Genomic DNA, 15,054 nt, shown 5'->3' on the forward strand with positions numbered 1-15,054 from the left:
AAAAACAACATTTATGCAATTTCAAATTAATGATTTATCGAGCAAGCGTCTTTACTTGCAAATCGCCGAACAGATTCTCGAGATGATAAGTCAGGGTAGTCTACGTGTCGGTGAAAAACTGCCGGCAGAACGCAAACTTGCGGAAACCTTCAATGTCAGCCGCCCAACTATTCGCGAGGCAATGATTGCGTTAGAAGTGAGTGGTATTGTGGAAATTCGTTCGGGTTCGGGTGTGTATGTCATCGCTGAATCTGGCCGCAATGAACTCAACATTGAAGACAACCTACCCGGCCCATTTGAAATTCTTGAAGCCCGTTTGTATTTTGAGTCAGAAGCTGCTGCTTTAGCCTCTCAGCGTATTACCCATCAGGAAATTCATCAGTTAAAAGTGTTTCAAAAGAAAATGCAAAATCTTGAGAGTCAGGATTTAGCAGAAACACACAGTTATGACCGAAGTTTTCATGAGCTGATCGCACAATCAACCAGAAACTCAAGTATCTACGAGATCATCTGTTGGTTGTGGTCGCTGCGTAATCGGTCTGAAATGAATACCACCTTCGACACGCTAATTCGCAGTCGTGGTGCGTCACCAATAATTGAAGATCATCACCTGATTATAGAAGCATTACAAAACAGAGACGAAAATCGCGCAAGAGAAGCAATGAGAGCCCATATTCAGCGAGTCATCAATGAGTTCTCAGAGTGCACCTTAAACGACGACTAGTTTCCTAACGCTTAATGTATCGGCGTGAGTGATCGCAACCTTCGTGGAGAAAGACATGCGATTAACGCATTGCGCTGTTCCAGCGTTACTTGTCAGTGCGGCGCTAGCTGGCTGTGGAGAATCGAATAAAGTAGAAGCACCGGTTTCAGTACAACAAGCGGTTAGTGAACAACTTGCCCCTGTTGATGCGGTATGGCCTTGGTTAGATTCAGCTAACTCACGCTGGTTTTACTTTAATTCAGCAACACGCCCCTTCGGCATGGTGAACCTTAGCCCAGATACTGAAATTGACGGCGCATGGGGCAGCGGTTACAGATATCAAACAGAAGAAGTAAAAGGGTTCAACCATGTTCACGCTTGGCAGTTGTCTGGTTTATCTGTGCTGCCTGTATCACAACAGCGCCCACTCGCGGACATAGAAAATGACTATTTTTCAGCGTTTAGCCACGACAAAGAAAGCGTCGCCGCTGGTTATCATTCACTCGTGCTTGAGCGCTATGGCATTAATACTGAGTTAACCGCCACCACACGCGTGGGTTTTCACCACTACGAATATACCCAAGCTGGGCCAAAACAAATATTGCTCGACTTACAGGGCCAATTTGGTCCTTCGGCGTTATCTAAAGGCAGCTTCACGCAAATCGATGACACCACGTTTAGTGGATCTGTTATTAATGCACCGACTATTCGACGTCCTCGCCCAACACCGGTCTTTTTCTATATCAAGCTAAATAAGTCTGTTGCCAAACTTGACGTCAATGACACAGCAGCCCTGTTAACATTGGATGACGCTACCAATGACGTGCTAATGAAAGTCGCTATTTCTTATGTGGATGAGGATGGTGCCAAGCAGAACATGGAATCTGAGTTACCTGAGTGGGACTTCAATGCCATCGTGGCGGCTTCGCGTGATACATGGAATGAATGGTTAGGCAAAATCCAAGTAGAAGGCGGAAGCGAAAAGATGCGCCGCCGTTTTTACACCGACTTGTTCCACGCGCTTCAGGGGCGTCGCATTGTCTCAGATGTCGATGGCCGCTACTCAGATCAAACCAGCGCTGAGCGACAAATCAAGCAACTCCCGTTAAACGCACAACAAGAACCCAAGTTTAATCACCACAACTCAGATTCGTTCTGGGGCGCACAATGGACAATTCAGACTTTATGGCCGTTGGCCTACCCCAAAGTGGCGTCTGACTTTTCTAACTCTATGCTCACCTTGGCGCAAGATGGCGGCTATGTGCCTAGAGGGCCTTCTGGTGGAAATTATACTTACGTGATGACAGGCGCTTCGTCTACGCCTTTTATCGTTAGTACCTATTTAAAAGGTATTCATGATTTTGACCCACTGCAAGCCTATGAAGCGCTTAAAAAGAATCACTTGCCCGGCGGTATGATGAGCCACGCAGGCTATGAACACGATACTGCCGTAGGGGGTGGATTAAAATACTACGTGGAACAGGGTTTTGTGCCTTACCCGCTGCCAATTGAAAGCGACGCGTTCCACCGCGATGGAGCAGGACAAACCCTTGAATACGCCTATCAAGACTGGACGTTAGGACAGTTAGCCCTAGAACTAGGTTTAGATGATGACGCGGAATGGTTGAAAGCTCGCAGTCTTAACTATCAAAATATTTATGATGCCGAGACAGGTTACATGCGCCCGAAAGATGAGTATGGAGAGTGGAAGGCCGACTTTGACCCATTCGAATACCGCCACGGTTTTGTTGAGTCGAACGCAGCGCAAATGACATGGTACGTTCCCCACGATATCGCCGGGCTTGCCGATTTAATGGGCGGGAAAAAAATCGCCGCCGAACGCTTGAATGACGCTTTTGAAACTGCTGGGAAACTCGGTTTTACCTCGGGTACGGCTCACGCACAGGAAACCCACGAAGAGTATCGCCGTATTCCCATCAACTACGGTAATCAACCTTCAATTCAAACCGCGTTTATCTTTAATGAACTCGGTGAACCCAGCAAAACACAATATTGGGCGCGAGAGGTGGTCAATGAAGTTTATCAAAACTTGTCGCCAGAGCATGGCTACAACGGTGACGAAGATCAAGGCTTAATGGGCTCACTTGCAGTGCTGATGAAAATTGGACTTTTCCAAGTAGATGGTGGCGCGCGACAAAATCCTATTTATCAAATTGGCAGCCCTATTTTTGACCGTATTACCATTACTTTAGATGAGCGTTATTACAGCGGTAAAAACTTTACGATTGAGACCGTACATAACAGCGATGAAAATCGTTATATTAAAGCTGCGTGGTTAAACGGCGAGCCACTTAAGCGACGTTATCTGATGCACAGCGAAATTACCCAAGGTGGTACGCTAAAGCTTGAGATGACGTCTACTCCTCAGGAATGACTCTATCAATTTGACGCATTTTTGCGCACACAAACGGCATTATTTGCTTTTTAAGCTGCTCGGTGATTGCGAGTAATCGGTTATTGAGGTGAATAATGCCGCCTTCCTACATGACTTTGAGATTTCTAGGGCATGCCCTAGTGATGAAACACTTGTAACGAGCGAGATTAAACATGACGTTCCTGCGCTTCTACCAGGCGTATGAAAAATCGATGTGGTCGAGACAGGTAAGTGAACTGCGCTATGGTGCTGCGCTCCGAGTTTGGGCGTGCTTACACCTCTGCTTTAAGGTTTACTTATCAAAGGAGTTTTTTGTTTTGAGCTTCATGCGCAAAAATCAAAGTCATCGTTGGATGAGACCAGGCGCTGTAATGCAGGCGATTATCTTGCCATTCGTCTTTGTGCAAGACTCGCAGTCGCTGATTTCATCTGACTCTATGAGAATACTCCCATACCAAGAAGTAAACTACAAATTGCAGGCACTAGCCCATATTCATAACTCAGTTTATAAAAATTATTTGAATTAATTGAAGAGAACGAGTGCAATTTTCACATCCTTGTCATCGATGGTTGAAAAGCGAAAGGGGAGAAGCAGCTTTTTACAACTACTTCATAGTAACATTGGTCGCCCCTTAAAAACTATATTCTAAATTTTCATTGATATCGAAAATAAGATGCCCGCTTTACGCTCATAGCCGACTTCTGTTACTCTAAGGCGCGGCTACGAAGTATTCCAGCATTCGCGACTTTCTATGTTTGATACAAATAATTATTAAGCAACTCAACTAACTCAAGTGCTTCACTTTTTGACAGATAAGGTATCTTTATAGTTCTAGCCCAAAAGAAAGTTTTACCCGTTTTTAGTTTCACTTGTGAAAAAGGCATAGCCAACATTCTGTTATCCTTCCGTTTCGGGGTAGGAGTCAAAAATTCTACATCTCGATACAGAGTTTCACTGTCTAGAACTTTAACCTCACCTTTTACTTTTGCGGCAGCAATTAAGCCGCACCATTCGTGTGAAAAGAAAACAATATCATCTACATGAATATCGTGAACAAACTTCTTTGCGTCACCATATGTTTCAAGACGACTATTATCTATCATCGACCAAATAGAGTTCTCGTCCCAACGACGATTTGTGTCGAATATTACGCCTTTCACATCTTTTGGGTTTTTGTGTTGATCATGTGGAAGTGCAAAGAATTCAAAGTAATTTTCTCCAGCGAGTTCATAAACCCTATATGGTAGGAAATAAATAGAAATACCGTTTTTCTTCCAGTAATCAACGTGAGAAATTAGTGATTGATCGGCTGCACTGCCGATAACTAATAGATGTTGTTTATTGTTCATTTTTTCAGGCTCTAGTTCATGCTCAAGGCCGAAAGCTTCTTTGTGAGCTTGAACTAGAGACGTTTCGTTTTGACTATGCCGTATGAATTTTTCTTCTAATTTTTGGTAGCTCCATTGACCAGCATTTTGCATGTAACTTAGAGCTTGATTGACGGCATCTTCCCCATCAGATGCACGCTTTAAGCTAAATAATAATAATTCACCTATTTCATTGAGAGCATAAATATTCGCTTCAACTTGCCGTTGCTTTCCCTGAATCGCAGGCATTAATCTAGCTTCTTCAAACAATACACCTAAAATACTACTTGCAATTAAGTTCTCTAGATTATCTGCAAGCTTTCCAAAACTCGAAAAGTCTTTAAACTCCAAAGGTTCTAATTTCTTAAAAACGTTGGCTTGTTCTTCTATTTTGTAGAGCATTTTTGCACTCCTTCGAATGATCATTCAGTAAGGTAAGGTATAGTGATTAAAAGGCGCGACAATATGTGTCGCACGTGTAAGGACGAATTGAGATGAGTCAGATAACAGAACGGAATACGCTAAGTCGCCAGTGGGAAATCTTGAGACTCTTACCTTCAGTTGGCGTAGGTATATCGGCCAGAGAACTAATAGAAAGGCTTACAAGCTTAGGTTTTAATGTTTCAAAGCGTACTGTAGAGCGAGATTTAAATGAGCTGTCTCGACAATTTCCGTTGCTCTGTAATGACAAAAGTAGACCTTATGGATGGCGCTGGATGGATAATGCTTCGTTTGATATACCTAATCTCAGCATCAGTGATTGTGTTTCCTTGGCAATAACCGAAGAAGTTATCGCTCCACTACTGCCACCCTCGGTTTTAAGACCATTAAAGCCACGTTTCGAATATGCTAAAAAACATTTGCAAGAAGCTAATCGAGATCATGCTCTTGCTCAATGGACAGATAAAGTCGCCATTCGAACACCATCAATGCCGTTACTCCCTCCAGCTATTGACGGACAAGTCCTTAACATTATCCAGAGTGCTCTGTTAGATGATAAGCAAGTGAAAGTTGTCTATTCGGGTGTTTGGGCGGAAGAGGCTAAAACACTCGTGTTACACCCCCTCGGATTGATTCAGCGAGGTAAGATACTTTATTTAGCTGCCACAGCATTTAGTTACAAAGATGTCCGTTTATATGCGTTACAGAGAATAGATGTCGCTGAACAACTGGAGGACAATATTGATAAGCCAGTAAATTTTTCGTTGCAACATTATATCGATTCTGGTGCTGCTGAATTTAGTTTGAGTGGTGACATTGCTTTTGAAGCTCGAATTCATCGTTCGGTAATCAACTATCTTTTTGAGACTCCGCTATCGCATGATATGCAGGTTAAGGAAACTAATACTGACTGGCTTAACCTTACTGCCACCGTTAAGGATTCTTGGCAGTTCAGATGGTGGCTACGTTCACAAGGGAGCAGTATTGAAGTGCTTGCACCTACGAATTTGCGACAAACAATTAAAAATGAAGTCACCGCATTATCCAATTTGTATAAAGTAGATAATTTTTGAATTCTGCGACAAGTTATGACGCGGGTTAGATGTAAGTTTTGTGTTTAAGTTGAAAGGATAAAGGATTAAGTAATGACGAAGCGCCAGTTAAATGAAAAATTCAAACAATTTGCATGTTCCCACTACGGCTGTGATGGTGGAAATTTAGATTCAAGTGTTTGGGTATGTGGCTTGGAATGGGGCACGGAGTTTAAAGACTTGGCTGATCTAGAAAAGGCAATGGAAGGACCTTTCAATGTGGGAAACTGGGATGGACAGGTACAAGAGCGTCTTAAATATCAATACAATAATAAGATTGCCTGGCTATACAGTTATCTCTATGACTGGGAACATGGGCATAAAGAACAAGCTGTTAGACACAAGCTTATGTGCTCGGATGGCATAGGATTTAAGATGAATGCTTTTCCTATTTCTTTCAAAAATCGTTCCAGTGTATCTTGGAATAGCGATATGGCTAAGCGCATAGGACTGCATTCTTTCGAAGTTTATCTAGAATGGTGTATTTCACATCGAGGGCGTTTCTTTCAAAGCTTAGTAAAAAAACATAGTCCGCGAGTAATAGTATGTACCGGCAAAGGCTCGATGATGTCTTTTTTTCGTTTCTTCGACTGCGATTTGACGACTGTAGACGACGGTGAAATGTTCAATGTTGCGCGTTGCAATGACAATAACACTCTCGTGTTTGTTGTCCCATTCTTTGGTGGTGCTTCGGGTATCAATAGTTTCGACAAAATGGCTACGCTGGCAAGTAATATATCTAAGTACGCTGATAATACCTTGGGTTCAACCGACTGGAAGTAAAGGAGCATGCGAAACCTGAGTATACACTTTGCTTTTTAGGCCTCTGCCTTTTGCGATGGGGAGTATATCTCCTGAGGGTCTGCACTACCCACAGAAACACCGCAGGAGAAATAAATTAAGCGCGTAATTATACTTGTAGATATCTTCAGATTAGGCCTCAAAGCACGTCCGAGAGCCCTAACTCAGATATAAGTTGTAGTAGCTTATATCTGGATGAATGGGTTTAGACTCTATCTGACAGGCCGCTATGAGCGTGAAGAAGACACTGAGCTTCTTCTATATTTAGCAAACGACCCAATCGATCATTTATCAACTTGGACCTCTCAGCCAATGCTCAAAAATAATATGGCTAGCATAGAGTTAGGTTATTTAGTAAAAATATGGAATGGAAAATAGTGACATGGTACTGGTATAAAAACGGCACAATCGGTCACTATTAAAATATTAGCTGCACTAGCAAGGAAAAATAGGAAGCTTGATGTTCAAGAATGAAGTTATAGAAAGAATTGCAAAAGAATTTGGCGCACCGGATCGTGAAACTGTCAAAGTCACCGCTTGGAATATTTCAGAAAGCTTTGGAGCAGTCGTTCAAACCGATCAGCCAAATAGAGAAGACCATGCTTTTGTTTGGCTGCCGTATCCTCCAGACACAGAATCTCTGCCAGAAATTGCGCTTGAATATGCAGCGGAATCTGGTCGCCATAGCAATACATACCCATCTCCCGGCTTAGAGAGGGGTAAGCCAGCTCTTAAGTTAATTGTCACAAGCTCACAGGAACTCGATGATTTAATTTCCTATATAAAAGCATTCAAATCATTCGCCCCACTACCAGAGTTGAGGTCAAATCCATCAGTCTATAAAGCTTCAGAACAGATTTCAGAGAGCGATCTAATACGTGTAGATACATCTGCTATGCCGAAGACTAAGCCAGTAAAGCCGAGACGTGAAGCAATCCCTAGAGCTGTCCAGCGAGAAGTTTGGCAAAGAGATGGTGGCAAATGCGTCGAGTGTGAGTCAAAGGCCAAACTCTGCTTTGATCATATCGTTCCATTTTCCAAAGGTGGTAGTAATACGGTTCGTAATCTTCAGTTATTATGCGAGCGGTGCAATCTTTCAAAAGGTAATCGGATATAGTCAATTTAGCTAACAAAGCATAGTGACCCACCGTCAGCAATACGTACTTTGGAGCCGCCCAGGATAAATTAACTGGCTCAGTTAGACAAAGTGGTCACGCGAATCAGAAAATATCGAGAAAATAACGTTTAATCTATTTACTACATCTTTTACGGATTCTGATGAACTTAACTCTAGGCCTCCGTCATCCATCAATTCAGACTTAATTAAATTCATTCAAGAGGGTATTAAACATGCATGAGAGCATGGCAAAGGCGATAGCAAAAGGAGTCCTTCGAACTACTAAGGCCAATAGAGAATGTCTGATTGAATATTGGAAAAAAAATTATCCGAACGGCGGCAGAGGAAAAAAAGCAACACTTGAGTTATTTGAATTTTTTTGTGACATGCACGGCGAATTCCTATTAAACAAAAAAGTAAACCGACGAATCAGCTCATGGCATGTAGATGTTCTAATTAACCATATAAGTAATATTCCTATAGAACTAGTACAAATTGGTGTGGTTTACCCTATTTTTACACGTGGATTTAGCACCCGAAAGTTTCAAAAAACACAGCTAGAATCATTTGAAACTGACTACACTTCGTATTGCTCAATACATGAACATTTTCTGCAACGCATCATACAACGAGCCGATTGGAGCGCAGGCTCAAATAGCACGATTAAAGAAGATATTAGCAGGTGTGCTGTTTTGCTTTCTGGATTAGTAAATGCGGGAAACTTTAATTCACATGAAAAAACGAAAATATATGTATGCTTGCCTAATCATGTATTGGTTGCAACATACCACAAAAATCATCTAGTAATAGTGTTTAACACTATTTTAGAAAAAGCTAGGTTTACAGAAAAACAAAAAGCGCAATTTGACAAAAGCTATCAGTTGATGAAACAGCCAGGCAGTAGCCTAGTGTTCTTTACCAACCATAACGATATACCATTGGGGAGTGATATAGACCTTGATTCTTATAGCGGCTTAACTAAATTTTGCGATGCTGTCCTAAGCGAAAAAAAATCTATGCCGATAGTTGATAGAAAATAGAACATCTCATTATTAGAAATAATTACACATTTTGGGGCTAACAGCCTGTAAACTCGAAGGCCAGCCAAGACAAAGAATGGTTCTTCGAGGTTAGGCTTTAAACTTACGAGTAGTACGTATTGCAGACATTGATGGAGCGAGAGAGACATGACAGCCTAGAGCGAATATCTGATATTTTCTGGTATGTTTGCTACTGTAACTGAAGGACTACTTCGACCCAAAGTGGACGATTGAGGGTTTATCATTTTTACACTGTCCTTAGATATCTATTGGCGTTAAACGGGTTTTAGCACTAGGGCAATTCAATACTCTTATATCCGATACACAATAACGAAAGGAATTGATATTGAGATTCATAGAAAACGGGCCAGATATACCAGATGAACTTCTGCATGCCCAAGATGAAGGGAATGTTATATTCTTTTGTGGAGCTGGCGTTTCGATGGCTCACGCAAGGTTGTCAAGCTTTGCCGATTTGGCGCAGAAAGTTATTGATGACCTTGGGGCCTCTGAAGATAGCAAAGCTAAGAGACTGTTCTCTACTTTTAAAGAGCTGAATAAGGACCATCATACACGAGGGCAGATTTCCGCAGACCATATATTTAGTGCTTTGATACGCAGTTTCGACAACAAGGATATTAACCAATCAGTAGCAAGATGCCTCGAACCACCCCAAGAACCTGACTTAACAGCTCACAAAACGATCTTGCAGCTTTCCCGACTTCAAACGGGGCAAACGCGGCTCATAACTACTAATTTCGATCTGCTATTTGAAGCGTGCGATAAAAAGGCAAAATCGGTTACACGCACAAGTCTTCCGCGTATCGAGTTTTCCGATAATGACTGGGGCATTATTCATCTTCATGGCAAAGTAACACCTGACTACTCTGGTCCCGACGAAGATGGTTTCGTTTTATCAAGCTCTGAGTTTGGTGATGCTTATTTGGCCCAAGGTTGGGCAAGGAACTTTGTCAAAGATGTATTGAAACGGTTTGTTGCTGTATTTATCGGATACTCAGCGGACGATCCTCCCGTTAGGTATCTTCTTGAAGGGCTTCAACAACACAATAACACTAGCCACAAAATTTATGCGTTCCAAAATGCCGACGATGAAGCTGTGGCACAGTGGGAGGAAAAAGGTGTTGAAGCAATAGTTTATGATTTTAACGAAAATGGTGGACATTCTTATCTATGGGATTCTCTCCATGCCTGGAGTGTTAGGGCTAAGAACCCTGCTGCTTGGAAAAAAAGAGTCTTAGTTAAAGCAAGAAAAGGGCCTGCGAGGTTAAAGCCGCATGAGCGCGGCATGGTTGCACACCTTGTTAAATCTAAATCAGGGGCCAGAGCCTTTTCTCTACTAGATCCACCTATTCCTGCTGAGTGGCTTTGCGTATTCGATCACCATATAAGGACTAAACAAGCTGACGAAAAAAGCCATTTTGACTCGGATGAAGAGCTAATAAATCCTTACCAGTTCTATGCGTTGGACAGTGACCCGCCACCCTCCGACCGAAATGAAGAATATGAAAGTCAGGCAAAGCGGAGCCTGTGGGACGCATTTGCCTTAAACAGTGAAGACTTCGATGCGCTTGAGCACTATCACTTACCGGCAATGCGCGGGGGTAATTCGAGTGGCTCTTCTTCCCTACCAACTAGGTTAGAATATCTGGCAAATTGGTTTGGGAGGATTTCGCATCAGAGAATAGCCGCCTGGTGGGCAGGTCGTCAAATTTCAATAAATTCGCAAGTGCTTGCGAATGTGAAGCGACGACTTGATAAAAATAAAAAAAAGAAAGTGCCAATTGAAATTATAAGGGCGTGGAATACACTTTTCGAGTTAAGCCATTATTATGATCGTGAAGTACACCAAGAGTATCGTCTTCAAGATCAGATAAAGCTATCCGGTTGGAGTGCTTTCATAGTTCGAGATTATGGGAGAGTGTCAGCTCCTTATCTGAAAGGAGGCATTCTTTATGGCGATAGAATTGGTATTCCCCGTGATAACAGAAAAAAAATATCTGTTACGTCACTTGTTAGAGCAGAAGTGCGCTACCCGGAAGGGGTCTATAGGATTGAAGTTCCAGATGAGTTTTTAGCCCAGGTCGTCAACACTCTCCGACAGAACTTGGAGAGTGCGGTAGACTTAGAGCAAGATTATTCGTATTGGATTGATCTTTGCGCTATTGAAGCTGACGAAGATGCACAAGGTCAAGAGTATACGAGGAGCCACGGCTTGTCAGGTTACACGCTGTATTTTGTCAGATTGTTTCGACGGCTACTTGAAGTAGATAAAGATGCCGCGAAACGTGAATTCAAACGATGGCGTGACACTGATCTTATATTTGCGCGATTACGTGTCTGGGCCGCTGGCTTAAATGATATCGCAACTGGTGACCAATATGCAGATGAAATCCTAGCCTTAGAGTCGGAATATTTCTGGAACTTAAAGGGACAGCGGGATTTGTTGCTATCTCTCAGAAATAGGTGGAAGGATATTCCTGACGGGAAGCGCAAGTCAATCGAGAACAAAATACTGAAAGGTCATCCCAGATACAAGGGTAACTCGAAAGAAGAACATAACAAGTGGTCTGCCCATTCTCGCTTGAATATATTGTTTTGGTTGAAAGGCGAAGGATGCAAGTTCAGTTTTAATCTTGAGAATATTTCTGCAAAGTTGAAGAGAGATGCGCCTGAGTGGAAGCAAGAGTTTTCACAGAGTGCTGCTGAAAGCCACGATGGTGGGGGGGGGGTCATTAGAACCAACACAGATTGGAGTTCGTTAAAATCACTTCCATTATCAGAAATATTGGAAGAAGCCGAGAAAAAACGCAGTAAAGATATTCGGCATCTTACTGAGTATGCTCCCTTTCAGGGGCTTTGTGATGATGCGCCTTTAAGAGCATTGGGCGCGTTGAAACTGGAGCTAAAAAGTGGAGAGTTCACGCAGAGGTTTTGGGAAACCTTTCTCTCCAGAGAAAGCAGGAAGAATGATCCGTATCGCCTGAAATGTCTCATTGCGGGTCGTCTTTTTCAAATACCAAATAATGCTTTTGGTAATGTTCTTCTAGCTGCCTCACGCTGGTTTGAAGATGCTGGCCCTGAGCTGCGAGAAAGATGCCCCAGTCTTTTTGACGATGTATGGGACAAATTTATTGAAGTGCTCTCACAGGATGGCAAGTCTTCAGGTTCAGCCCTAGTTCGACAGGAAGATAAAAATATTGACTGGGTTGGAGAGGCCATAAATTCTGCGTCTGGAAATTTGGCTCAACTTCATATGACTGACTCGGCTAAAGATGGCCTAAAAGGAGGCAAAGGGTTTCCAAAAGTATGGCTGTCGAAAGTTGACCAGTTGTTCTCGCTCCCTGAAGATGCGCACCGATACTCTATGGTTATCTTCGCGTTCAATTTTTCATGGTTTCACTACATTGATCCCAAGTGGACAGAGAATAATCTGCTGAGCATTTTAGTAAATGAAGACTCTGATTTAAGTGATAAGGACGCTGTTTGGTCAGGCTTTATGTGGGGGGCTAAAACGCCTAATGCAGACCTATATTCCAAACTAAAACCCCATCTTCTTCATATGGCAAATAAGGACTTGGTACAAAGAAAGCGCCACGTTCAGGTGTTGTCAGGCATTCTTCTTATGGGTTGGGCATCGAAAGATGACGCGGGTGAGCGTTATGTTACGGACAGCGAGTTACGAAGTGTATTGTTGAATGCTGGTGATGAGTTTAGAAGTCATACTCTTTGGCATTTGAAGCAATGGGCTGATGACTCCGAGACTGATTGGAGTAATAATCTACTGCCGTTTTTGCAAAATGTTTGGCCTAAAAACAAAATGGTCAGAACGCCGAAAACATCCGCCAGACTCTGTGAAATAGCCCTCAACCAAACGAACAACTTTCCCATCATAAGTCATGAAGTATCGAAATTGGTGTCTAAAGTAACGGGGGAACATGTATTTATTCCTGAAATCAGGAAGTCGAATAAAAAGGAAGATGAAGAAACAAATTTGGCAGTAAAGTACCCAGAAGAATATCTCAGGCTCTTGTTTACAATACTTCCTGATCAGCCTGAAAGGTGGCCTTATGGAGCGGATGACGTCCTAAGTATTATTGAGCAATCCAAGCGTAAGCTATCAAATGATCCCCGGCTTATAGAGCTAAAGTCCAGATTGAATGACATATAGAAAGGGAATTCCTCCAAATAAAGGTAATGTCCGCTTTTGGCACACATGCGACTGTCAGATTTGATTGAGTCCTATTATTCGAACCTTGTTCATATAAGTAACTACGGCTTAACGAACACAACCTAAAAATTGAAATAAATGGTTTTATGTTTACTGGATGAAAAAAGGGCTGCAAAGCAGCCCTTAAAGTAGTTCAACCTGCTCAGTCCATTCATCAATTGCTTCGGCTGAAAAGTAACGATGTTTCGTTACACCGAAAACATTTTCAAACTCTCCACCATCAACTTCATCTGAATTGATAAAGCCAACGATTTGTAGCTCGAATATTAAGAACAATAAGCATCGTTCAGATGGCTCGAAATATTTCTTCCTGAACTCTTCTGGAAGCTGATTTGCGAGACCGTCTGAGATAACAAAACCATTCGTAACAAATTGCTCGTTCTTATGTTCGTAAACATAATCTAGGGTTTCTGGATTGAAATACCAACATAAACGAAATTTGTCAGGCCAAGCGGTTCTTGTCGCTCTTTTAAACTGATGAATGAACGTGATTTGCAGATCACGCTTCTGAGTCTTCTTTGTCATAGTTATGTCCTGTTTAGTAAACCTCAGGATTAACTAGTCACGACTAGGGAAAATTTTCACTATTGATACGGGAGCATCAAGCTAGAAACTTAAAGTTAGTAATGAATAAACAGTTAGAAAAAGTTAAACTTGTACTACTGTATAATGTGACAATTATGTGACAGTTTTGGGACGCTTATTTCGCGAGTAATCAATGAGCGGGGTAAGTCATTGAAAAATATGAGAAGTTGGTCGGTGTGAGAGGATTTGAACCTCCGACCCCTGACACCCCATGCCCACCTGCGCGATAACGCTGCGAACTCTACACGCACCTCCGAAAGTCAATACTGGCAAGGCCTCAAGAATTTCACTTCCATTAACCTTTAAGTATTTTGGAGTGAACGAAGTGGCAACTATCCGTCAATTAAAATCAGGCAACTGGAACGTACAGATTCGTGAGCAAGGTAAGCGAATCTCTAAGACTTTTCCAACTCAACAAGAAGCAGAACGTTTCGCCTTAATGGGCTCAAATGAATTGTCTTTTCACGAGGTCTGCGACAAATACCTTGAGCACATGGGCGATTCTGTGCGCTACCGTGTGCGATGCTTGAAGAAAAACTTTAAGTCGCCTCCTACCCTAGCAGAAATCGAAGCATTTAAGCGTCAGAGACTCAAAGAAGTAAAGAGCAGTACCGCGAGATTAGACTTACAGATGCTGTCTCGCATCGTTAAGTTTGGCATTAAAAACTTCGAGTTAGATTGGCCATTTCCTTTCAAAGACTTCAAATATCCTCCTGAATGCCAACCACGAGACAGAGTAGTAACACAGAAAGAGTTAAAGCTATTGCTTGAAGATTTACCTCCATTAGTTGCATCTGCTGCTGAACTCTCTTACGAGACTGCTATGCGTAGAGGAGAAATTGTAAAGATACAAAAGCAACATATAGAGTTTCACCAAAACAGACTTTATGTTCCTGAAGCCAAGAATGGCTATTCACGCTACGTTCCGTTAAACGCAAAAGCAACTCAGATTTTAAAAGACAGGCTTGTGTCATGTAATAATCATCAAATCCTCTACAACGTTACAGCAGAAAGTCTCTCGAAGGCTTTTAGACGAGCATGTAAACGCCTAGATATAACCGGACTATCGTTTCATTCAATGAGGCATTCAGCTATTACTAAGTATGCTCAAAGAGGCCTTTCGGTTAACCAATTAAAAGTTATTTCAGGGCACCGTTCAACTGAGATGTTGGAGCGATACACACACCTTGGAGTTAAAGATGTTGTTGATTTAATGGACTAAAATAAAAAATGGCATCCTAGTATAAATTGTTGAAGTTAACGT

Annotated in this window: 11 protein-coding genes; 9 read left to right on the forward strand and 2 right to left on the reverse strand. The window is 42.2% G+C overall.

What is annotated here, in order from left to right; all coding sequences use genetic code 11:
• The first annotated feature begins 13 nt into the window (after window positions 1-13).
• Window positions 14-724, forward strand: coding sequence for a FadR/GntR family transcriptional regulator (locus ACXAGK_RS16250; RefSeq protein ID WP_474857024.1), 711 nt, complete (start codon window positions 14-16; stop codon window positions 722-724).
• A 55-nt stretch (window positions 725-779) separates the two neighbouring features.
• Window positions 780-3,098, forward strand: coding sequence for a GH92 family glycosyl hydrolase (locus ACXAGK_RS16255; RefSeq protein ID WP_474857025.1), 2,319 nt, complete (start codon window positions 780-782; stop codon window positions 3,096-3,098).
• Window positions 3,099-3,848: 750 nt separating this feature from the next.
• Here ACXAGK_RS16255 and ACXAGK_RS16260 read toward each other — a convergent pair.
• Window positions 3,849-4,868, reverse strand: coding sequence for a PDDEXK family nuclease (locus ACXAGK_RS16260; RefSeq protein ID WP_474857026.1), 1,020 nt, complete (start codon window positions 4,866-4,868; stop codon window positions 3,849-3,851).
• 92 nt (window positions 4,869-4,960) lie between these two features.
• On the opposite strand from ACXAGK_RS16260, the gene ACXAGK_RS16265 reads away from it, so the two are divergent.
• The 6 genes from ACXAGK_RS16265 (at window position 4,961) to ACXAGK_RS16290 (ending at window position 13,145) form a co-directional block, all read left to right on the forward strand.
• Complete coding sequence (locus ACXAGK_RS16265) at window positions 4,961-5,980, forward strand: helix-turn-helix transcriptional regulator (RefSeq protein WP_474857027.1); 1,020 nt, start codon at window positions 4,961-4,963, stop codon at window positions 5,978-5,980.
• Between the two features lie 72 nt (window positions 5,981-6,052).
• Complete coding sequence (locus tag ACXAGK_RS16270) at window positions 6,053-6,781, forward strand: hypothetical protein (protein ID WP_474857028.1); 729 nt, start codon at window positions 6,053-6,055, stop codon at window positions 6,779-6,781.
• A gap of 213 nt (window positions 6,782-6,994) precedes the next feature.
• Window positions 6,995-7,177 (forward strand): hypothetical protein, encoded by a 183-nt coding sequence (locus ACXAGK_RS16275; protein WP_474857029.1) that lies wholly within the window; start codon window positions 6,995-6,997, stop codon window positions 7,175-7,177.
• 82 nt (window positions 7,178-7,259) lie between these two features.
• Entirely contained in the window at window positions 7,260-7,916 is a 657-nt protein-coding gene (locus ACXAGK_RS16280) for an HNH endonuclease (RefSeq protein WP_456252626.1), read from the forward strand.
• 233 nt (window positions 7,917-8,149) lie between these two features.
• Window positions 8,150-8,956, forward strand: a complete 807-nt coding sequence (locus ACXAGK_RS16285; protein WP_474857030.1) for a hypothetical protein — start codon at window positions 8,150-8,152, stop codon at window positions 8,954-8,956.
• Window positions 8,957-9,302: 346 nt separating this feature from the next.
• Window positions 9,303-13,145, forward strand: a complete 3,843-nt coding sequence (locus ACXAGK_RS16290; RefSeq protein ID WP_474857031.1) for an SIR2 family protein — start codon at window positions 9,303-9,305, stop codon at window positions 13,143-13,145.
• A 183-nt stretch (window positions 13,146-13,328) separates the two neighbouring features.
• Here ACXAGK_RS16290 and ACXAGK_RS16295 read toward each other — a convergent pair whose 3' ends face one another.
• Window positions 13,329-13,730 (reverse strand): hypothetical protein, encoded by a 402-nt coding sequence (locus tag ACXAGK_RS16295; protein WP_474857032.1) that lies wholly within the window; start codon window positions 13,728-13,730, stop codon window positions 13,329-13,331.
• A 385-nt stretch (window positions 13,731-14,115) separates the two neighbouring features.
• Here ACXAGK_RS16295 and ACXAGK_RS16300 point away from each other — a divergent pair, with 385 nt between their 5' ends.
• Window positions 14,116-15,012, forward strand: a complete 897-nt coding sequence (locus ACXAGK_RS16300) for a tyrosine-type recombinase/integrase (protein ID WP_474857033.1) — start codon at window positions 14,116-14,118, stop codon at window positions 15,010-15,012.
• Window positions 15,013-15,054 lie beyond the last annotated feature (42 nt).

Source organism: Alteromonas sp. ABM1_013, assembly GCF_056160505.1.

Coding starts and splice junctions, on each gene's coding strand:
- ACXAGK_RS16270 (WP_474857028.1), top strand. CDS start 6,053: ATGACGAAGCGCCAGTTAAATGAAAAATTCAAACAATTTGCATGTTCC.
- ACXAGK_RS16275 (WP_474857029.1), top strand. CDS start 6,995: ATGAATGGGTTTAGACTCTATCTGACAGGCCGCTATGAGCGTGAAGAA.
- ACXAGK_RS16295 (WP_474857032.1), bottom strand. CDS start 13,730: ATGACAAAGAAGACTCAGAAGCGTGATCTGCAAATCACGTTCATTCAT.
- ACXAGK_RS16285 (WP_474857030.1), top strand. CDS start 8,150: ATGCATGAGAGCATGGCAAAGGCGATAGCAAAAGGAGTCCTTCGAACT.
- ACXAGK_RS16265 (WP_474857027.1), top strand. CDS start 4,961: ATGAGTCAGATAACAGAACGGAATACGCTAAGTCGCCAGTGGGAAATC.
- ACXAGK_RS16260 (WP_474857026.1), bottom strand. CDS start 4,868: ATGCTCTACAAAATAGAAGAACAAGCCAACGTTTTTAAGAAATTAGAA.
- ACXAGK_RS16250 (WP_474857024.1), top strand. CDS start 14: ATGCAATTTCAAATTAATGATTTATCGAGCAAGCGTCTTTACTTGCAA.
- ACXAGK_RS16280 (WP_456252626.1), top strand. CDS start 7,260: ATGTTCAAGAATGAAGTTATAGAAAGAATTGCAAAAGAATTTGGCGCA.
- ACXAGK_RS16255 (WP_474857025.1), top strand. CDS start 780: ATGCGATTAACGCATTGCGCTGTTCCAGCGTTACTTGTCAGTGCGGCG.